The sequence below is a fragment of the Pseudomonas sp. LBUM1672 genome, assembly GCF_059695655.1.
The window spans coordinates 4,362,479-4,383,727 of sequence record NZ_CP166781.1 but is presented as its reverse complement, the minus strand read 5'-3'; the positions used below and the strand labels follow the sequence as shown (position 1 = coordinate 4,383,727).

General features: G+C 62.3%; 8 protein-coding genes. 4 read left to right on the top strand and 4 right to left on the bottom strand.

Annotated elements, in window-relative coordinates:
* Positions 1-12: 12 nt before the first annotated feature.
* From atuC to ACA053_RS19885, 3 genes are read right to left on the bottom strand one after another with little or no spacing between them, the layout of a single operon-like run.
* Positions 13-1,629, bottom strand: coding sequence for a geranyl-CoA carboxylase subunit beta (atuC, locus tag ACA053_RS19895; protein ID WP_497393496.1), 1,617 nt, complete (start codon positions 1,627-1,629; stop codon positions 13-15).
* A 3-nt stretch (positions 1,630-1,632) separates the two neighbouring features.
* Positions 1,633-2,517 carry an SDR family oxidoreductase gene (locus tag ACA053_RS19890; RefSeq protein ID WP_109633548.1) on the bottom strand — a complete coding sequence of 295 codons (885 nt, stop codon included), beginning with the start codon at positions 2,515-2,517 and terminating at the stop codon, positions 1,633-1,635.
* A 12-nt stretch (positions 2,518-2,529) separates the two neighbouring features.
* Complete coding sequence (locus tag ACA053_RS19885) at positions 2,530-4,332, bottom strand: acyclic terpene utilization AtuA family protein (RefSeq protein ID WP_109633546.1); 1,803 nt, start codon at positions 4,330-4,332, stop codon at positions 2,530-2,532.
* Between the two features lie 178 nt (positions 4,333-4,510).
* On the opposite strand from ACA053_RS19885, the gene ACA053_RS19880 reads away from it, so the two are divergent.
* From ACA053_RS19880 to ACA053_RS19870, 3 genes are all read left to right on the top strand, one after another.
* The gene (locus tag ACA053_RS19880) at positions 4,511-5,137 is read left to right on the top strand and encodes a TetR/AcrR family transcriptional regulator (protein ID WP_109633544.1); all 627 of its coding nucleotides are present in this window, start codon (positions 4,511-4,513) and stop codon (positions 5,135-5,137) included.
* Positions 5,138-5,229: 92 nt separating this feature from the next.
* Positions 5,230-6,024 (top strand): substrate-binding periplasmic protein, encoded by a 795-nt coding sequence (locus ACA053_RS19875; protein ID WP_497393495.1) that lies wholly within the window; start codon positions 5,230-5,232, stop codon positions 6,022-6,024.
* Between the two features lie 99 nt (positions 6,025-6,123).
* Positions 6,124-7,137, top strand: coding sequence for a GNAT family N-acetyltransferase (locus ACA053_RS19870; RefSeq protein WP_497393493.1), 1,014 nt, complete (start codon positions 6,124-6,126; stop codon positions 7,135-7,137).
* 154 nt (positions 7,138-7,291) lie between these two features.
* Here the strand turns inward: ACA053_RS19870 and ACA053_RS19865 are convergent, their stop codons facing one another.
* Positions 7,292-7,840 carry an RNA polymerase factor sigma-70 gene (locus ACA053_RS19865; protein WP_010461205.1) on the bottom strand — a complete coding sequence of 183 codons (549 nt, stop codon included), beginning with the start codon at positions 7,838-7,840 and terminating at the stop codon, positions 7,292-7,294.
* Between the two features lie 366 nt (positions 7,841-8,206).
* Here ACA053_RS19865 and ACA053_RS19860 point away from each other — a divergent pair, with 366 nt between their 5' ends.
* Positions 8,207-21,190, top strand: a complete 12,984-nt coding sequence (locus tag ACA053_RS19860; protein ID WP_497393492.1) for a non-ribosomal peptide synthetase — start codon at positions 8,207-8,209, stop codon at positions 21,188-21,190.
* Positions 21,191-21,249 lie beyond the last annotated feature (59 nt).

The window sequence follows — 21,249 nt, the reverse complement described above, 5'->3', positions numbered from 1 at the left end:
TGTGATCCGCGATCAGAATCTCGCGACGCCAAAACTGTTGGTTTGCAGCGGCCGCACTTCGGCCTCGTGACAGATGTCCAGCAAGTAACCGAGCAAGGTCCGGGTATCCCGCGGATCGATCAGCCCGTCGTCCCACAGGTTGGCGCTGCCATACAGCGCAGTGGACTGGCTGTCGAGTTTCTGCGCGGTGACTTGTTCCAGCATGTCGAGCATTTTCGGGTCGGGCACCAGGCCGTCCTTGAGCTGTTTGGCTTCGGTGACGATTCGCAGCACCTTGCCCGCCTGTGCGCCGCCCATGACGGCGGTGCGGCTGTTAGGCCAGGCGAAGATGAAACGCGGGTCGAGGCCGCGCCCGCACATCGCGTAGTTGCCGGCGCCATAGGAGCCGCCGACGACGATGGTCAGCTTGGGCACCCGGGCGTTGGCCACCGCCTGGATCATCTTCGCGCCATGTTTGATCACGCCTTGCTGTTCCGATTCGGTGCCAACCATGAACCCGGTGGTGTTGTGGAAAAACAGCAGCGGTGTGCGGCTCTGGTCACACAGCTGAATGAACTGCGCCGCTTTGCTCGCGCCCTTGGGCGTGATCGGGCCGTTGTTGCCGATGAACCCGCAGGCGCGGCCCTGAAGGTGCAGATGGCCGCAAATGGTCTGCTGATCGAACTCGCCCTTGAACTCGAGGAAGCTCGAACCGTCAGCAATCCGCGCGATGATTTCGCGCACGTCATAGGGTTTTTTCGGGTCGTCGGGAATCAGCCCGAGCAACTCGTCGATCGGGTAGCGCGGGTCTTCCCAGTAGCGGGCGGGCGCTGCCGGTAACCGTGCATTCCACGACAGCAGGCTGACGATCTCGCGCACCTGGCGCACGCCATCGGCATCGTTCTCGGCGAGGTATTCGGCGGTGCCGGCGGTTTGCGCGTGCATCTCGGCACCGCCCAGTTCTTCATCGGTGGCGACTTCGCCGGTGGCGGCTTTGAGCAGCGGCGGGCCGGCCAGGAACAGCTTCGCCTTGCCACGCACCACCACCACGTAATCGGAGAGCCCCGGCTGATAAGCGCCGCCCGCCGTGGCCGAGCCGTGAACCACGGTGATCTGCGGCAACCCCAGGGCCGACATCCGCGCCTGATTGGCGAAGCTGCGTGCGCCTTCGACGAAAATCTCCGCCGCGTAATTGAGGTTGGCGCCGCCGCTCTCGGCGAGGGTGATCACCGGCAGTTTGTTTTCCATGGCGATCTGTTGCAGGCGCAGGGACTTTTTCAGGCCGCTGGGGGAAATGGTCCCGCCCTTGATCGCGCTGTTGTTCGCCACCACCAGCACGCGCACACCGGACACGTAGCCGATCCCGGCGATCAAGCCACCACCGGCCGAGCTGCCGTCCTTGTCGTCGTGCAGTTTGTAGCCGGCCAGGCTCGCCAGTTCGAGGAACGGCGCACCGGGGTCGAGCAGCAGATTGAGGCGTTCCCGGGGCAGTAATTGGCCGCGCTTGTCGAATTTGGGTTTGGCTTCGGCCGCCTTGTTCAGCAGGTTTTGTTCAAGCTGACGGACCTGTTCGATGCCGACCAGCATCGCAGTGCGGTTCTGCGCGAACTGTTCGCTGAACGGGTCTACTTGTGACTGGATCACCGGCATGGCTTATTCCTTGTCCTTGAGTACATCGGGACTGAGCACTTCTGGTAAGTACGCGCGGTGAAAGCCGTTATATGACTCACTGTTTTGCGCCTTGTGAATCGGCCACGCCCGCCCGCCAAGGCTCGCCGCACCGTCGATGCGCAGCGTGCTGCCGCTGATGAAGCCCGCCGCCGGGCTGAGCAGGAAAACGATCGCCGCGCTGACCTCCGATTCTGTGCCGATACGCTTGAGCGGCACGTGCTCGCGCAAGGTCGGAATCACCGCTTTGAACGCGCCTTCGTAGGTGTCCATGCCGCTCGAGGCCACCCAGCCCGGCGCCACCGCATTGACCCGCACCCCGGCATAACCCCATTCGAAAGCCGCGGTCTTGGTGAGGTTGTCCATGCCCGAACGCGCCGCACCCGAGTGGCCCATGCCGGGCATGCCGCCCCACATGTCGGCGAGCATATTGACGATGGCGCCGCCGTGTTTGCTCATCGACTGATTGAACACTTCCCGGGCCATCAGGAAGCCGCCCACCAGGTTGGTGCGCATCACGGTTTCGAAACCCTTCTGATTGATCGAGGCCAGCGGTGACGGGTATTGCCCGCCAGCATTGTTGACCAGCCCGTGAATCGGCCCATGCTTGCGGATCAACTCGCTGACCAGATGCGTGACCGCTTCCTCTTCACGGATATCGCAGGTGGCCCAATCCGCCTTGCCACCGTCTTCGGCAATCTCGGCGGCGACGTTTTTCAACTTGTCAGCCTTGCGCCCGATCAGCAACACATGGGCGCCGAGTGCCGCCAGCTCATGGGCGGTACAGCGGCCGATGCCGCTGCCGCCACCGGTGACGATGATGGTTTGGCCTGCAAACAGATCGGCTTTGAAAATCGAATCGTACGCCATGACGACAGTCCTCTAGTTGACCTGGTCAGCGATGCGCTGGGGCACCGGAATCTGGATGTCCAGCAACTGCTGGGCGAAGGCTTTGCCTTGCGGATCGATCCGCAGGCTGGCCACGCCGCCACCGCCGAGGGCGTTCTCCAGGAGAAAATTGAAGCTGTGGGTGCCGGGCAAATACCAGCGCTCGACCCTTCCGTGAACCGGATCGAGGACGTGACTCATCCAGTCGACCATCACCTCGGGCGTCAGGGCTTCGGCGATCCAGGGCAGGAACTCGGGCTCCCGGGCCATGACGCCGATGTTGCTGTGATTGCCCTTGTCGCCGGAGCGCGCCACGGCGAGTTTGATCAGGGGCACACTGGCATCGGCACGGCCGGTGGGTTGCGGCGGGTCGTATGGAACCGGCAAGTCGTTTGGGTCGAGCACATCGACGGCGGGCAGGGCGCATGGGTGGCGCTGGCCCTGGAGATCAATGTCCAGCGTGCAAGCGGTTTTGTCGATGAGGAACGAGAACAGCCGGATCAGCGGATACACCGTCGGCCGTCCGCCGACAATCCCGGTCAGCCCCGGTGCCATGCCGGTCGCGGCCTGGGCGATTTCCCGGGAGAACACGATCAATGCCTGTTTGCTCGGATGGCGCACCGCGAGTTTGATCACCACTTCGCGGCTGTCCTGGCGTTGGCCGTGGGGGCCGTACGTGGCTTCGCTGCCGAGCAGTTCGATGTTCACTTCGCTGTAGGGCGCCCAGCCGCGCTGGCTGAAAATATCCGAGGTCTTGTTGATGATCGCCCGGCTGACCCGTTCCGCCTTGGCCACCGCATCGATCCCGGCGATCAGGCAACTGGCGGTGCAGCGGAAACCGTCCGGGTACGTGGCGCTGACCTTGTACTGATCGGTCGGCGGCAAGCCTTTGGCGCCATGCACCCGGACCGCATTTTTACCTTGTTGCACGAGTTTGACCTGGGTGAAATCGCAGACCACGTCAGGCAGCAAGTAGGCCTGGGGGTTGCCGATTTCATAGAGCATTTGTTCGCCGACGGTCAGTGGCGTGACCAGGCCGCCGGAGCCCTCGGGTTTGCTGACGATGAACTGGCTGTCGGCGCTGACTTCAACGATGGGGAAGCCAATGTGTTCGTAATCGGGCACGTCGCGCCAGTCGGTGAAATTGCCGCCGGTGCACTGGGCGCCACATTCGATGATGTGCCCGGCCAATGCGGCCTGGGCCAGCTTGTCGTAGTCATGCCAGGACCAGCCGAACTCATGCACCAGCGCGGCACTGACCACCGCGCTGTCGACGACGCGTCCGGTAATGACGATGTCGGCACCCAGGCGAAGGGCTTCGACAATGCCCGGTGCGCCGAGGTAGGCGTTGGTCGAGACGCACATCGATGGCAGGGGCGCGCCGCTGAACATTTCATGGACGCCGCGACTGCTCAGCTGTTTGAACTGCGGTTGCAGATCGTCGCCCAGCAGCACGGCAATTTTCAGCGAGACGCCAGCCTTGTCGCACGCTGCTTGCAGTGCGGCGGCGCAGGCTTGTGGATTGACCCCGCCGGCGTTGCTGATGACACGGATTTTTTGTTCGGCGAGTTGCCCCAGCAACGGGCTGAGGACTTCGATGAAGTCGCCGGCATAGCCCGCCTGCGGGTCTTTCATCCGTGCCCCGGCCATGATCGACATGGTGATTTCGGCCAAGTAATCGAAGACCAGATAGTCCAGACGCCCACCGTCCACCAGTTGCGCGGCAGCGGTCGAGGTATCGCCCCAGAACGCGCTGGCGCATCCGATGCGAATCGTTTCAGGCGCAACCCATTCCATAACCACCTCCGACAGAAGTGCATCGAGACTACCAAGCAAGCGCTTGGTTTGTAAACGGCTGAAATATCTTCTGCCCGAGCGCTTGCTTGGTTGCCGTCGCCAGCTTAAATTGCCCGCGCAACCCCGCTGTTTTAGCGGCGGGCGGTGCATTTGATTGATCGACTGTAGGAGAGAACGGGTGGACGAGCAAAAAGCCCTGGGGGTCATGCGCGAATTGGTCGACAACGGCCAATTGACCGACCCTGACAGCGCCCGCGGCAAACTGCTGCAAGTGGCGGCTCACCTGTTCCGCAACAAAGGGTATGAACGCACTACTGTGCGCGATCTGGCCGGTGCCGTGGGCATTCAGTCGGGCAGCATCTTTCATCACTTCAAAAGCAAGGACGAGATCCTGCGGGCGGTGATGGAAGAGACCATCCGTTACAACACGGCGTTGATGCGCGCCGCCCTGGCCGAGGCCGGCAATGTACGCGAGCGGGTGCTGGCGCTGATTCGTTGCGAATTGCAGTCGATCATGGGCGGCAGCGGCGAGGCCATGGCGGTGCTGGTGTATGAATGGCGTTCGCTGTCCGAAGACGGGCAGGCGCAGGTGCTGGCATTGCGCGATATTTATGAAGCGCTGTGGTTGCAGGTGTTGGGGGAAGCCAAGGACGCCGGTTTTATCCGCGGCGATGTGTTCATTACGCGTCGTTTTCTGACGGGTGCGTTGTCCTGGACCACCACCTGGTTTCGTGCCGACGGCAGCATGAGCCTTGATCAATTGGCCGATGAAGCCTTGATTCTGGTACTCGAAGAAAAGCAATAAGTTGTCATGATCCGGCAGGAAACTGGCTAAGTGGCCGAAACCGCCTAGCTTGAATGCATTGATGCGTATTTTTTGGGGAGTGGGTAGTTTTGATGTCTTCGCCAATTAGGACGGCCACGCGGCTTTTGCTGGCGTCGCTCGTGGCAGTCTGGGTGTTGCCATCCCAGGCTGCGCAACTGGTGCGGGTCGGTGCCGCACATTTCCCTCCCTATACCGTGCGCCCCGAATCCGGTGCCGACACCGGTCTGCTGCCGCAATTGGTGGAAGCCCTGAATCAATTGCAGAGCGACTATCAGTTCGTTCTCGTGCCGACTTCGATTCCCCGGCGATTCGGTGATTTCAAGCAGGGGCGGGTCGACATGGCGATTTTCGAGAACCCGGACTGGGGCTGGAAGGACATTCCCCACATCAGCGTCGACATGGGGCTGGAAGACGCCGAGATTTTTGTCGCACAACGGATACCGGATCGACAGCAGAACTATTTTGCCGACCTGACCGGCAAGCGTCTGGCCGTGTTCAGTGGCTATCACTATGAGTTCGCCAACTTCAATGCCGACCCGAAATTCCTCGCGCAGAACTACAACGCCACGCTGACCTATTCCCATGACAGCAATCTGCTGATGGTGTTGCGCGGGCGGGCCGACATTGCTCTGGTGACGCGCTCCTACCTGAGCGATTACCTGCTGCGTAACGAGCAAGTGGCCGATCAGCTGCTGGTGTCGCAACGCATCGATCAGGTGTATCACCATTACGCGATCCTGCGTCCGGCCGCGCCCATCAGCGGCGAGGCGTTCGGCAAGTTGCTGCAAGGGTTGCGGGACAATGGCCAGATGCTGAAGATTTTCGATCCGTACAAGATCGCAGTGGTGCCAGTGCCCAAACCCTGAAGGGCGCCTTAGGTCGCGTCATTCGCGACTTCGCTTAAATTTCCTGCCCCGGCTCACGTCACATGATTGAACTGTAGACGATTATCGTGAGCCCGACCCATGCCCAATCTGAATGACCTGACTGCCCTGGCATTGCCCGACGGAAGCCGTCTTGTAGCTGATGAAACCGAGAGCCGCCTGCACCTCAGCCTGGAAGGGCAGCCGTTGATCGAGCTGCGTCTGACTCGCGAACCCGAATTGACGGTGCAGGTCGAACAGCGCTTTGACACGTCTGAAGGTCAGGCGCTCTGGGCAGCCTGCTATTGGCTGTTTGCCCGTGATCCGGCGTGCCAGTACCTGACGTTCCAACTGCCGCAATCACCCACCAACGCCTTGGCGAGCGGTTTGCTGATTCCCGCCGACACCACCGGCCACTACCGCTGCGAACGCACGCTGTTCTGGCAGCTGCCTCAGCCGTGGTTGAGCCAGGCGCTGACCGACATTTATCCGCAGCAAATGGTCATCAGTGGTGGCAAGCGCCATCCACGGCGTCCGCTAAAACCAAGCGGCGAAGTCTATCGGCGCTTCGATGCGCGGCTCGGTGCCTGGATTTCCCTGCGCACCGTGGACATCGATCTGGACCTGGCGCGTTTCAATCGCTGGCAGAACAGCCCGCGGGTGGCGAGTTTCTGGCAGGAGGAGGGCAGCCTCGAGCAGCACCGTGAATACCTGAGCAAACTCGAAGCCGACCCGCACACCCTGACGCTGATCGGTTGTTTCGATGATCAGCCGTTTGCCTATTTCGAAGCCTATTGGGCCAAGGAAGATCGCATCGCGCCGTTCTATGACGCTGGCGATTACGACCGCGGTATCCACATGCTGGTGGGTGAAGAAAATCACCGCGGCCCGCACAAGGTGGCGAGCTGGTTATCGGCGTTGACGCATTTCCTGTTTCTCGATGATCCGCGCACTCAGCGAGTGGTCGCCGAGCCTCGTGCCGATAACGCGAAGATGATCGGGTACATGCAGAACCAGGGTTACCACTGCGAGAAAGAGTTCGACTTTCCGCACAAGCGCGCGGCGCTGATGGTGTTGGGGCGTGAGCGGTTTTTTGATCGGTGTGCGTTGGCTTGAGGCGTAAGGCTCAAGATCTGTTGCGGTCTTGAGTGCCCAATCGCGAGCAGGCTCGCTCCCACAGTTGATCTCGGGTGTTCACAGATTTGTGTTCACTGGAGATTCAATGTGGGAGCGAGCCTGCTCGCGATTGGGGGCGATGCAAATTTCAGATTTAGCGACGGGCAAAGGTATCCACACGATTGCCCGACACCTTGCGGCAGTGCACCAGCGCATCGCGAATCATGAAGTTCACCAGGGTCGGCGAGACGCCGAGTTCCTTGGCGATGTCCTTTTGCGGCACGCCGTGCAGGCGGTACATCTCGAACGCGTAGCGGGTGCGGCTTGGCAGCTCCGTCAGTGCATCGGCAATGTTTTCCAGGGTCGAGAAATTGATGTGCGAGGTTTCCGGCGAAGCGCCCTGAATCACCACGTTCAGACCTTCCTCTTCCGGCCCGGAATACTTCTGCTCCAGCGCCTGCTTGCGATAGTGGTCGATCGCCAGGTTGCGCACGATCTGGAACAGATAACTGAGCTGAGCCTTGAAGGACGACGTGATTTGCGGCGCCGATTGCAGCCGGAAAAACGCATCCTGGACCACGTCTTCAGCACGCGACCGGCAGCCGGTAATCCGCGCTGCAATTTTCACCAGAATCAGTCGGTTGTCGACGAAGGCCTGAAGTAGCGGTGAATCGCACCTGCTTGTGGATACTTGTTCCGTCATGGAAATCACCTTGCTGCCAATAGGTTGGGTGGGAGGCCGAGGGGGGGCGTCCTACACATCGAGCGACAAATTATGCTGAATGATAATGATTGTCAATTGAGAAAGATAACTAATGCTCCTCAAAGGTGCAGAGTGAGAACTGCGACACGCTGTCGCATGCCAGCCCCGTTGGCGATCAAGCCTGTCGACTAATTATTTCAAGACGCCATCCGTTCTCATTGGTGAAAGGTGCCGGGTAAATCCCGGCCAAAACCGCATTCCCAGTGCCTTGCGCAGTCGGCGAAGACCGCGTCCTGCATGCCCTTTAGTGGGTGTGACGTAAGAAAACCGATTCCATTTGCAAGCCGAATTCAGGCAGGAAACCTCATGACCGACGCGTTCGAACTCCCAAGCAATCTGGTCCACGCCCTCCAGCGCCGCGCGGCCCTGACGCCGGATCGAGTGGCCTTGCGTTTTCTCGCCGACACCCCGGATCAGGCTGTGGTCCTCAGTTATCGCGAGCTGGATCAGCGGGCGCGAACCATTGCCGGTGCGTTGCAGGCCGAGGCTGAATTCGGCGATCGCGCCGTGCTGCTGTTCCCGAGTGGCCCGGATTACGTCGCGGCATTTTTTGGCTGCCTGTACGCCGGCGTGATCGCGGTGCCGGCTTATCCACCCGAGTCGGCCAAACGTCATCATCAGGAACGTCTGCTGTCGATCATCAGCGATGCCGAACCACGCTTGCTGCTGACCAGCGCCGACCTGCGTGGCGCCTTGCAACACATTGAAGGCGCGCCGCCGTTGCTGTGCGTCGACACCCTCGAAGACACTTTGGCCGAACGCTGGAGCGCACCGAACCTGGCCGACGACCACATCGCCTTCCTGCAATACACCTCCGGTTCCACCGCGTTGCCCAAAGGCGTGCAAGTCAGCCACGGTAATCTGGTGGCCAATGAAATGCTGATCCGTCATGGTTTCGGTATCGACCTGAACCCGGACGACGTGATCGTCAGCTGGCTGCCGCTGTACCACGACATGGGCCTGATCGGTGGTCTGTTGCAGCCGATTTTCAGCGGCGTGCCGTGCGTATTGATGTCGCCGGCCTATTTCCTCGGTCGGCCATTGCGCTGGCTGGAAGCGATCAGCGAGTACGGCGGCACCATCAGCGGCGGGCCGGATTTCGCCTATCGCTTGTGCAGCGAACGCGTCAGTGAATCGGCGCTGGAGCGCCTTGACCTGAGCGGCTGGCGCGTGGCGTATTCCGGCTCCGAACCGATTCGTCTCGACACCCTCGATCGCTTCGGCGAGAAGTTCGCGGCGTGTGGTTTCACCACCGACAGCTTCATGGCGTCTTACGGGTTGGCCGAAGCCACTTTGTTCGTCGCCGGGACCCCGCGCGGTCAGGGCATCGGCAACCTGCGCGTGGACGATCAAGCCTTGGCCCAGAACCGTGCAGAGGCTGGCGAAGGCAGCGCGATCATGAGTTGCGGCATCAGTCAGCCGGATCATGCGGTGTTGATTGTCGACCCGGTAGCGCTCAATGAACTGGCCGACAACGCAGTCGGCGAAGTCTGGGCCGCCGGGCCGAGCATCGCCCACGGCTACTGGCGCAACCCCGAGGCCAGCGCCAAGACCTTTGTCCAGCACAACGACCGGACCTGGCTGCGCACCGGCGACCTGGGCTTCATGCGCGACGGTGAATTGTTCATCACCGGACGCCTGAAAGACCTGCTGATCGTTCGCGGCCACAACCTTTACCCGCAAGACATCGAGCAGACCGTCGAACGCGAAGTGGAAGTGGTGCGCAAAGGTCGCGTTGCCGCTTTCGCGGTCACTGTCGACGGTCAGGAAGGCATCGGCATCGCCGCAGAAATCAGCCGCAGCGTGCAGAAAATCCTCCCGCCTGACGCATTGATCAAAGCGATTCGCCAAGCCGTGGCCGAGGCGTATCAGGAAGCTCCGAGCGTGGTGGCGCTGCTCAATCCGGGCGCATTGCCCAAGACCTCCAGCGGCAAGCTGCAACGTTCGGCCTGCCGCAATCGTCTGGCGGACTGCAGCCTCGACAGCTATGCGCGGTTCCCGTCGACAGACGTTCAGAGCGAATCTAGAACCGAGCCGGGTTCCGAACTGCAAGCCCTGATCGGCCAGATCTGGTGCGAACAATTACAGGTCAAGCCGATCAACGCTGACGACCACTTTTTCCTGCTCGGTGGCAACTCTATCGCCGCGACGCAGGTGGTTGCGCGGCTGCGTGAATCACTCGGTCTGGAGCTGAACCTGCGCCTGCTCTTCGAAGCGCCAACCCTCGGTGCGTTCACCGCCGCTGTCGCTCAATTGCAACAGGACGGCGGCCTGGCCCAAGGCGCGATCACCTCGCTGTCGCGCAACGATCCGATGCCGCAATCCCTGGCGCAAAACCGCCTCTGGATCACCTGGCAACTCGATCCACAGAGCAGCGCCTACAACATTCCCGCTGCCTTGCGCCTGCGCGGCGAACTGGACGAAGACGCCTTGCGCGCCAGTTTCCAGCAATTGATCGAGCGTCATGAATCCCTGCGCACACGGTTCTTCGAACGTGACGGCGTGGCGCTGCAACAGGTCGATACGGCCGACAACTTCAACCTGCAATTGATCGACATCAGCGACTTGCCCGCCGCCGAGCGTGAAGCCCGCGCGCTGCAAATCCGTGAGGACGAAGCCCGCACCCAGTTCGATCTGGAGAAAGGCCCGCTGCTGTGGGTGACACTGGTTCGCCTCGATGATGAGGACTATCAACTGCTGGTGACGATGCACCACATCATCGCTGATGGCTGGTCGCTGAACGTGCTGATCGACGAGTTCTCGCGCCTGTATGCCGCCGCGTCCCAAGGACAGACCGCGACGCTGCCGGCCCTGCCAACTCAATACGCCGACTACGGCAGCTGGCAGCGTCAATGGCTGGCGCAAGGAGAGGGCGAGCGTCAACTGGCCTATTGGAAAGCACAGTTGGGTGACGAGCATCCGACCCTGACCTTGGCCACCGATCATCCGCGTTCGGCGCAGCACCTTCACAGCGCCGCCCGCCATTCCGTAAAGCTGGCTGCGACCTTGAGCGATGCCATTCGCCAGACTGCCCAGGCGCATGAATCGACGCCGTTCATGCTGTTGCTCGCCGCGTTCCAGAGCCTGTTGCACCGCTACAGCGGCCAGCGCGACATCCGCATCGGCGTGCCGAATGCCAACCGCCCGCGCCTGGAAACCCAAGGGCTGATTGGTTTCTTCATCAACACCCAAGTGCTGCGTGCCGAAGTGGATTCGCGGCTGCCATTCGTGGAGCTGCTGGCGCAAACCCGTCAGGCCGCGCTGGGCGCACAAGCGCACCAGGACCTGCCGTTCGAACAACTGCTCGAAGCCTTCCCGCAAGCGCGCGAACAAGGGCTGTTCCAGGTGATGTTCAACCACCAGCAACGGGATTTGAGCGCGTTGCGTCGCCTGCCTGGAGTGCTCGCCGAAGAACTGCCATGGCACAGCCGCGAAGCCAAGTTCGACCTGCAACTGCACAGCGAAGAAGACCAGAAGGGGCGCCTGAGCCTGTCCTTCGACTACGCCAGCGAGCTGTTCGATACGACGACCATCGAGCGTCTGGCCGAGCATTTCAGCCACCTGCTGCGGGCCATTTGCGAGCAACCGTCCGCCGCCATCGGCGACCTGCCGCTGCTGAGCGCAAACGAGCACGACCAACAAGCTTCCTGGAGCGCTGCACCCTGCACGCCGGCCAGCCAATGGCTGCCGGAGCTGCTTAACGAACAAGCGTGCCAAACCCCGGAACGCACGGCGTTGATGTGGGACGGCGGCAGCCTCGATTTCGCCGAGCTGCACACCCAGGCCAACCGCCTGGCCCATTACCTGCGCGACAAAGGCGTCGGCCCGGACGTTTGCGTGGCCATCGCCGCCGAGCGTTCGCCGCAGTTGCTGATCGGCCTGCTGGCGATCATCAAGGCCGGCGGCGCCTACGTGCCGCTGGACCCGGATTACCCGGCCGAACGCCTGGCCTACATGCTCAGCGACAGCGGCGTCGAATTGCTGCTGACCCAGACCCAATTGCTCGAACGCCTGCCGGCCACTGACGGCGTCAGCGTGATCGCCATGGACGCCTTGCATCTGGAGAACTGGCCAAGCCAGGCGCCGGGCCTGCACCTGCACGGCGACAACCTCGCCTACGTGATTTACACCTCGGGTTCGACCGGTCAGCCGAAGGGCGTCGGCAACACCCACGCGGCGCTCGCCGAGCGCCTGCAATGGATGCAGAACACCTACGGTTTGAACGACACCGACGTGTTGATGCAAAAAGCCCCGATCAGTTTCGACGTGTCGGTGTGGGAGTGCTTCTGGCCGCTGATCACCGGGGCACGCTTGCTGATCGCCGGCCCCGGCGAGCACCGCGATCCGCATCGCATCGCGCAGCTGGTCCAGCAATACGGCGTGACCACGCTGCACTTCGTGCCGCCGCTGCTTTCGTTGTTCATCGATGAGCCGCTGACCGCCGAATGCACCAGCCTGCGCCGGGTGTTCTCCGGTGGCGAAGCCTTGCCCGCCGAACTGCGCAACCGTGTGCTGGAACAACTGCCCGCCGTGCAACTGCACAACCGCTACGGCCCGACCGAGACCGCAATCAACGTCACCCATTGGCACTGCACTAGCGCCGATGGCGAGCGCTCGCCGATTGGCCGTCCGTTAGGCAACGTGCTGTGCCGCGTCCTCGACAGCGACCTCAATCCGGTGCCGGCCGGTGTGCCGGGCGAATTGTGCATCAGCGGCATCGGCCTGGCCCGTGGCTATCTGGGCCGTCCGGGGCTGACCGCCGAGCGTTTTGTCGTCGATCCACTGGGCGAGCAGGGCGCGCGTCTGTACCGCACCGGCGACCGCGCACGCTGGACCGCCGATGGCGTGATCGAATACCTTGGTCGTCTCGATCAGCAGGTCAAACTGCGTGGCTTCCGTGTCGAGCCCGAAGAAATCGAAGCCCGTTTGCTGGCCCAGGATGGCGTCGCTCAAGCCGTGGTGCTGGTGCGCGAGACCGCCGCCGGTGGCCAGTTGATCGGTTACTACACCGCAGCCGAAACCCGCGAAACTGAAGACGCGCAAACGGCGCGCCTGAAAACCGCACTGGCGGCTGAACTGCCGGACTACATGGTCCCGGCGCAGCTGATGCGTCTGGACGAAATGCCCCTGAGCCCGAGCGGCAAACTCGACCGTCGTGCCTTGCCCGAACCGCAATGGCAAGTGCGCGAACACGTCGAGCCGGCCACGGCGCTGGAGCAACAAATCGCCGGCATCTGGCGCGAAGTGTTGGGCCTCGCACAGATCGGCCTGCGCGACGATTTCTTCGCCCTCGGCGGCCATTCGTTGCTGGCCACGCAAATCATTTCCCGTACCCGTCAGGCCTGCGACGTCGAGTTGCCGCTGCGGGCGCTGTTCGAAAACAGTGAGCTGGGTGCCTTCGCCGATCAGGTGCAAAAGATCCAGGCCAGCGGTAAAACCAACCAGCAGCCGCCGATCGAGAAAGTCGACCGCCGCCTACCGGTGCCGCTGTCCTATTCCCAGCAGCGCATGTGGTTCCTCTGGCAGATGGAGCCGGACAGCCCGGCCTACAACGTTGGCGGCATGGCGCGACTGCGCGGCGTGCTTGATGTCGGGCGTTTCGAAGCGGCGTTGCAAGCGCTGATCATGCGTCACGAAACCCTGCGCACCACGTTCCCGAGCATCGACGGCGTGGCCCGTCAGCAGGTGCATGCCGAGACGGGCGTGCGCATGGACTGGAAGGATTTTTCGACACTGGCTGCCGACATCCGCGAGCAGCGCGTGCAGCAACTGGCCGACGATGAAGCACACCTGCCGTTCGATCTGGAAACCGGTCCGCTGCTGCGCGCCTGCCTCGTCAAAACCACCGAGCAGGAGCACTACTTTGTCCTGACTCTGCACCACATCGTCACCGAAGGCTGGGCGATGGACATTTTTGCCCGTGAACTGAGCGCGCTGTACGAAGCGTTCGTCGATGACCGCGAATCGCCGCTGACACCGCTGCCGGTGCAGTACCTGGATTACAGCGTCTGGCAGCGCCAGTGGCTGGAGTCCGGCGAGCGCCAGCGCCAGCTCGACTACTGGACCGCGCAACTGGGCCGTGAACATCCGTTGCTGGAATTGCCCGCCGACCGTCCGCGTCCGCCGGTGCAAAGCCATCAGGGTGAATTATTCCGCTTCGACCTGAGCGATGACCTCGCTGCACGGGTCCGCGCCTTTAACGCGCAAAACGGTCTGACCCTGTTCATGACTATGACCGCCGCGTTGGCCGTGCTGCTTTACCGCTACAGCGGCCAGACCGACCTGCGCATCGGCGCGCCGGTGGCCAACCGGATTCGCCCGGAAAGCGAAGGCTTGATCGGTGCGTTCCTCAACACCCAGGTGCTGCGTTGCCAGCTCGGCGGGCAGATGTCCGTCGGCGAATTGTTCGAGCAGGTGCGCCACACCGTGATCGAAGGCCAGTCTCATCAGGACCTGCCGTTCGATCACTTGGTCGAAGCCTTGCAGCCTCCGCGCAGCGCCGCGTACAACCCGCTGTTCCAGGTGATGTGCAACGTGCAGCGCTGGGAATTCCAGCAGAGCCGCACCCTGGCCGGCATGACCGTCGAGTACCTGGCCAACGACGCGCGGGCGACCAAGTTCGACCTCAACCTGGAAGTCACCGACCTCGATCATCGACTGGGTTGCTGCTTGACTTACAGCACCGATTTGTTCGATGAACCGCGCATTGCGCGCATGGCCGGGCACTGGCGCAATCTGCTGGAAGCGCTGCTGACCGATCCGCAACAGCGCCTCAGCGAACTGCCGTTGCTCGAAGCCGGCGAACAGCAAAAGCTGCTGGACAGCCTCGGCGTCGAACCGGGCGAGCATCGCCTCGACCAGTGCATCCATCACCTGTTCAGCGAACAGGCACTGGCACGCAAGGACGCTCCGGCGCTGACGTTTGCGGGTGAAACCCTGAGCTACGCCGAACTCGACAGCCGCGCCAATCGCCTGGCCTGGATGCTCCGCGAGCGTGGTGTCGGCCCGCAGGTTCGCGTCGGCCTGGCACTTGAGCGTTCGCTGGAAATGGTCGTCGGCCTGCTGGCAATCCTCAAGGCCGGCGGTGCTTACGTGCCGCTGGACCCGGAATACCCGCTCGATCGCCTGCACTACATGATCGAAGACAGTGGCATTGGTTTGCTGCTCAGCGATGCGGCAATGTTCTCCGCACTCGGTGAGTTGCCGGCAACGGTCGCCCGCTGGTGCCTTGAAGAGGACGCCGCCGCATTGGCCCATTACCCGGCCACCGAACTGCCGTTTATCAGCCTGCCGCAGCATCAGGCGTACCTGATTTACACCTCGGGCTCGACCGGCAAGCCGAAAGGCGTGGTGGTGTCCCACGGTGAAATCGCCATGCATTGCCAAGCGGTCATTGAGCGCTTCGGTATGCGCCCGGACGACTGTGAGCTGCATTTCTATTCGATCAACTTCGACGCTGCGACCGAGCGTTTGCTGGTGCCGCTGTTGAGTGGCGCGCAAGTTGTCCTGCGCGCCCAAGGCCAATGGGATGCGGAAGAAATCTGCGGACTGATCCGACGTCACCACATCAACATCCTCGGCTTCACTCCAAGCTATGGCAGCCAATTGGCGCAGTGGCTGGCCACCCAGGGCGAAACCCTGCCGGTGCGCATGTGCATCACCGGCGGCGAAGCCCTGACTGGCGAACACCTGGCGCGAATTCGCGCAGCGTTCAAACCGAGCCTGTTTTTCAACGCCTATGGCCCGACTGAAACCGTGGTGATGCCACTGGCGAGTCTGGCACCCGAACAGCTGGAAGAAGGCTTGGGCAGCGTACCGATCGGCAGCGTGATTGGCGCTCGCGTGGCGTACATCCTTGATGCCGATCTGGCCCTGGTGCCGCAAGGCGCGACCGGCGAGTTGTACGTCGGCGGTGCCGGCCTGGCGCAGGGTTATCACCAGCGTCCGGGCATGACCGCCGAGCGATTCGTGGCTGATCCGTTCACCGCTGATGGCGGGCGTCTGTACCGCACCGGCGATCTGGTGCGCCAGCGTGCCGATGGCTTGGTGGAATACCTCGGGCGCATCGACCATCAAGTGAAGATTCGCGGTTTCCGCATCGAGTTGGGCGAAATCGAAACCCGTCTGCTGGAGCATGAGTCGATCCGCGAAGCCGTGGTCCTGGCCCTCGACGCACCGAGCGGCAAACAACTGGTCGGCTATCTGGTGACCGACGTCGCCGAGCAGGACGAAGCGCCACAAGCGACACTGCGTGAAGCCTTGAAGCATCACCTCAAATCGCAACTGCCGGATTACATGGTGCCGACGCATTTGATCCTGCTGGCCAGCATGCCGCTGACCGCCAACGGCAAACTCGACCGTCGCGCCTTGCCGGCGCCGGACCCGGAACTGAACCGTCAGCACTACGTCGCACCGAACAACGAGCTGGAACTGACCTTGGCCGGCATCTGGTGCGAAGTGCTGAACGTCGAACAAGTGGGCCTCAACGACAACTTCTTTGAACTGGGCGGCGATTCGATTCTGTCGATCCAGGTGGTGAGCCGTGCGCGGCAGCAGGGCATTCACTTCAGTCCGCGTGACCTGTTCCAGCATCAGACGGTGCAGACCCTGGCCGCCGTGGCGACCCGCTCCGAGCAGGTCACCGCCGAGCAAGGTTTGCTTACCGGTGAATCGCGTTTGACGCCGATTCAGCACTGGTTCTTCGACACCGACATACCCCAGCGTCAGCACTGGAACCAGGCATTGCTGCTGGAGCCGACCGTCGCGCTGGAACCCCATCGCCTGGAGCAAGCGCTGCTGGCGGTGATCGAACAGCACGACGCCTTGCGTCTGCGCTTCAGCCAAACCGGCGCGCAATGGCGCGCCGAGCATCAGCCGATTTCCGACGTGCCGGTGCTGTGGCAAGTGCGTGTTTCGTCCATGGACAAGTGCGCCGCGCTGTTCGCCGATGCCCAGCGCGGTCTCGACCTCGAACAGGGGCCGCTGATCCGCGTGCTGCTGGTCGATGGTGCCGAGGGCGAACAACGGTTGTTCATCGCCATTCACCACTTGGTGGTAGACGGCGTTTCGTGGCGGGTGCTGTTGGACGATCTGCAAACCGTCTACCGTCAACTGGACGCCGGGCAGTCGGTCAAACTGCCGGCGAAAACCAGTGCGTTCAAGGATTGGTCCGCGCGCTTGCAGGCGTATGCCGGCAGCGAATCCCTGCGCGAAGAACTCAGCTGGTGGCAGGCGCAACTGGCCGGGCCGAACGCCGAGTTGCCGTGTGATCGTCCCGAGGGCGGTCGGCAGAACCGGCATGCGCAGACTGTCAGCGTGCGCCTCGATGCCGAGCGGACTCGCCAATTGCTGCAACAGGCGCCGAGTGCCTATCGCACCCAGGTCAACGACCTGCTGCTGACCGCGTTGGCCCGGGTGCTGTGCCACTGGAGCGGACAGGAATCGGCGCTCATTCAACTGGAAGGCCATGGCCGCGAAACCCTGTTCGACGAGATCGACCTGACCCGCACCGTCGGCTGGTTCACCAGCGCCTATCCATTACGCCTGGTGCCGGCGGACGGGCAGGGCGCTTCGATCAAGGCGATCAAGGAACAACTGCACGCCGTGCCGCACAAAGGCTTGGGTTATGGCGTGCTGCGTTACCTGGCCGATAATCAGAGTCGCCAGACCCTGGCCGCGTTGCCGGTGGCGCCGATCACCTTCAACTACCTCGGTCAGTTCGACCAGAGCTTCGGCGCGGACGCGTTGTTCCGTCCGCTGGACGAGCCCGTCGGCGCGGCCCACGACCCGCATGCGCCGCTGCCCAATGAGCTGAGCGTCGACAGTCAGGTCTACGGCGGTGAACTGGTGCTGCGCTGGACCTTCAGCGCCGAACGCCACGATCCGCACACCATCACCGACCTGGCAAACGCTTACCTGGGCGAACTGCAAAGCCTGATCGAGCATTGCCTGCAAGACGATGCCGGCGGCCTGACGCCGTCGGACTTCCCGCTGGCCAGACTGACTCAGCCACAACTGGATGCGCTGCCGATTCCGGCCGCCGCCATCGAAGACGTCTACCCGCTGACCCCGATGCAGGAAGGCATGCTGCTGCACACCTTGCTGGAACCGGGCACCGGCCTCTACTACATGCAGGACCGCTACCGGATCAACAGCGAACTCGATCCGCAGCGATTCGCCCAGGCCTGGCAAGCGGTGATCGCCCGTCACGAAGCCCTGCGCGCCTCGTTCTGCTGGAACGTCGGCGAAGACATGCTGCAAGTGATCCACAAGCCCGGCAGCACACCGATCGAGATCCTCGACTGGACGGCGATTGCCGAAGCCGAGCAGGAGCCGAAACTGCAAGCACTGCTCAAAAGCGAGCGCGAAGCCGGGTTCGATCTGCTCAATCAGGCACCGTTCCACCTGCGCTTGATCAAGGTCGGCGCGGCGCGTTACTGGTTCATGATGAGCAACCACCACATCCTCATCGATGCCTGGTGCCGCTCGCTGCTGATGAACGATTTCTTCGAGATCTACACCGCCCTCGGCGAAGGCCGCGACGCACAGCTTGGGCTTGTGTCGCGTTATCGCGACTACATTGGCTGGCTGCAACGCCAAAGCCTGGCCGAGGCGCGGCAGTGGTGGAAAACCAACCTGCAAGGTTTCGAGCGGACCACGCCGATCCCGAGCGACCGGCCGTTCCTGCGTGAACATGCCGGTGAAAGCGGCGGCATGATCGTCGGTGACCGCTACACAAGGCTTGATGCTCGCGACGGTGCGCAATTGCGCGAGCTGGCGCAGGCCCATCAGCTGACCATCAACACCTTCGCCCAGGCGGCGTGGGCCCTGGTGCTACGACGCTTGAGCGGTGATCGCGACGTGCTGTTCGGCGTCACGGTGGCCGGGCGTCCGGTGGACATGCCGCAGATGCAGCGCACCGTCGGGCTGTTCATCAACAGCATCGCGCTGCGGGTGAAAATGCCGGAAGACGATCAGCGTTGCAGCGTGCGCCAGTGGTTGAGCGGTTTGCTCGACAGCAACATGCAACTGCGCGAGTACGAATACCTGCCGCTGGTGAGCATTCAGGAAAACAGCGAACTGCCCAAGGGCCAGCCGCTGTTCGACAGCCTGTTCGTGTTCGAAAACGCCCCGGTAGAAGTCTCGGTGCTGGACCGTGCGCAAAGCCTCAATGCGACCTCGGATTCGGGCCGAACCCACACCAACTTCCCGTTGACGGCGGTCTGCTATCCGGGCGATGACCTGGGGCTGCACCTGTCTTACGACCAGCGTTATTTCGACGAATCGACCGTCGAGCGCATGCTCGGTGAATTCAAACGTTTGTTGTTGGCGCTGGTGGAAGGCTTCCATGGCGACATGGCTGACTTGCCGTTGCTAGGCACCGAGGAACAGGATTTCCTGATCCACCGCTGCAACCAGAGTGAGCATGATTACCCGCTGGAGCAGAGCTACGTCGCCTTGTTCGAAGCGCAGGTTGCCCAGCATCCGCAGCGGATTGCCGCCAGTTGCCTGGATCAGCAACACACTTATGTCGAGCTGAGCCGGCGCAGTAACCGCCTCGGTCATGCGTTGATCGCGGCGGGTGTCGGGCTGGATCAACCAGTGGCGTTGCTGGCTGAACGTAATCTCGATCTGCTCGGCATGATCATCGGCAGCTTCAAGGCCGGTGCTGGTTATCTGCCGCTGGACCCGGGGCTGCCGAGTCAGCGTCTGAGCCGGATCATCGACCTGAGCCGCACGCCGTTGCTGGTCTGCACTGAGGCCTGTCGTGAACAGGCGGTCGCATTGCTGGATGAGTTCAGTTGCGCCAACCGGCCGAAATTGCTGGTGTGGGAAGCGGTGCAGGCGAGCGATGCATCGGTAGCGAATCCAGGTGTTTACAGCGGCCCGGACAACCTCGCCTATGTGATCTACACCTCGGGTTCCACCGGTTTGCCCAAAGGCGTGATGGTCGAGCAACGCGGCATGCTCAACAACCAGTTGAGCAAGGTGCCGTACCTGAATTTGAGCGATGCCGACGTGATCGCCCAGACCGCTTCGCAAAGCTTCGACATCTCGGTCTGGCAGTTCCTCGCCGCGCCGCTGTTCGGGGCGCGGGTGGACATCGTGCCGAACACCATCGCCCACGATCCGCAAGGGTTGCTGGCGCACGTGTCGGCCCAGGGCATCACGGTGCTGGAAAGCGTGCCGTCGCTGATTCAAGGCATGCTCGCCCAGGAACGCATGAGCCTCGACGGCCTGCGCTGGATGTTGCCGACCGGTGAAGCAATGCCGCCGGAACTGGCGCATCAGTGGCTGTTGCGCTACCCGGAGATCGGGTTGGTGAATGCTTATGGCCCGGCGGAATGCTCGGACGACGTGGCGTTCTTCCGCGTGGACATGGCCTCGACCCGTGGCAGTTATCTGCCGATCGGTACGCCGACCGACAACAACTGTTTGTACCTGCTCGATGGCGCGCTGGAACTGGTGCCGTTGGGTGCGGTGGGCGAGTTGTGCGTCGCCGGCACTGGCGTAGGGCGCGGTTATGTCAGCGATCCGTTGCGTACGGCTCAGGTGTTTGTACCCAACCCGTTTGGCGCGCCGGGGGATCGTCTGTATCGCACCGGCGACCTGGCCCGTCGTCGCAGTGACGGCGTGCTGGAATACGTCGGGCGTATCGACCATCAAGTGAAGATCCGCGGTTACCGCATCGAGCTGGGTGAAATCGAAGCGCGTCTGCATGAGCAACCGCAAGTGCGCGAAGCGGCGGTCGGCGTGCAGGAAGGCGTGAACGGCAAGCATCTGGTCGGCTACCTGGTGGCGGCTGACTCGGCGTTGAACCCGACCGAACGCCTGGAGCTCATCAAGCAACGCCTGCGCGCCGAACTGCCGGAGTACATGGTGCCGCTGCACTGGCTGTGGCTGGAGCGGATGCCGCTCAATGCCAACGGCAAACTCGACCGCAAGGCGCTGCCGGCGCTGGAGATCGGGCAGTTGCAGAGCCAGGATTATCAGGCACCGCGAACTGAGCTGGAGCAGACGCTGGCGGGTATCTGGGCTGAGGTGCTGAAGGTCGAGCAGGTCGGTGTTCAGGACAATTTCTTCGAGCTGGGTGGGCATTCGTTGCTGGCGACGCAGATTGCGTCGCGGGTGCAGAAAACCTTGCAACGTGATGTGCCGCTGCGGGCGATGTTCGAGTGCAGCACGGTGGCGGAGTTGGCCGAGTACATCGACGGGTTGGCGGCGAGTGACGTCACCGAGGAAAAGGTGGATCGCCTCAATGACCTGATGGCGGAGCTGGAGGGGCTTTGATTCTCTAGCGTCTGTAAGGGCCTATTCGCCAGCAGGCTGGCTCCCACATTTGAATTGTG

What these genes read in the sequence shown, in the direction of transcription:
- ACA053_RS19865 (WP_010461205.1), bottom strand. Translation starts at nt 7,840, where the DNA reads ATGACGGAACAAGTATCCACAAGCAGGTGCGATTCACCGCTACTTCAG.
- ACA053_RS19890 (WP_109633548.1), bottom strand. Translation starts at nt 2,517, where the DNA reads ATGGCGTACGATTCGATTTTCAAAGCCGATCTGTTTGCAGGCCAAACC.
- ACA053_RS19885 (WP_109633546.1), bottom strand. Translation starts at nt 4,332, where the DNA reads ATGGAATGGGTTGCGCCTGAAACGATTCGCATCGGATGCGCCAGCGCG.
- ACA053_RS19875 (WP_497393495.1), top strand. Translation starts at nt 5,230, where the DNA reads ATGTCTTCGCCAATTAGGACGGCCACGCGGCTTTTGCTGGCGTCGCTC.
- ACA053_RS19860 (WP_497393492.1), top strand. Translation starts at nt 8,207, where the DNA reads ATGACCGACGCGTTCGAACTCCCAAGCAATCTGGTCCACGCCCTCCAG.
- ACA053_RS19870 (WP_497393493.1), top strand. Translation starts at nt 6,124, where the DNA reads ATGCCCAATCTGAATGACCTGACTGCCCTGGCATTGCCCGACGGAAGC.
- atuC (WP_497393496.1), bottom strand. Translation starts at nt 1,629, where the DNA reads ATGCCGGTGATCCAGTCACAAGTAGACCCGTTCAGCGAACAGTTCGCG.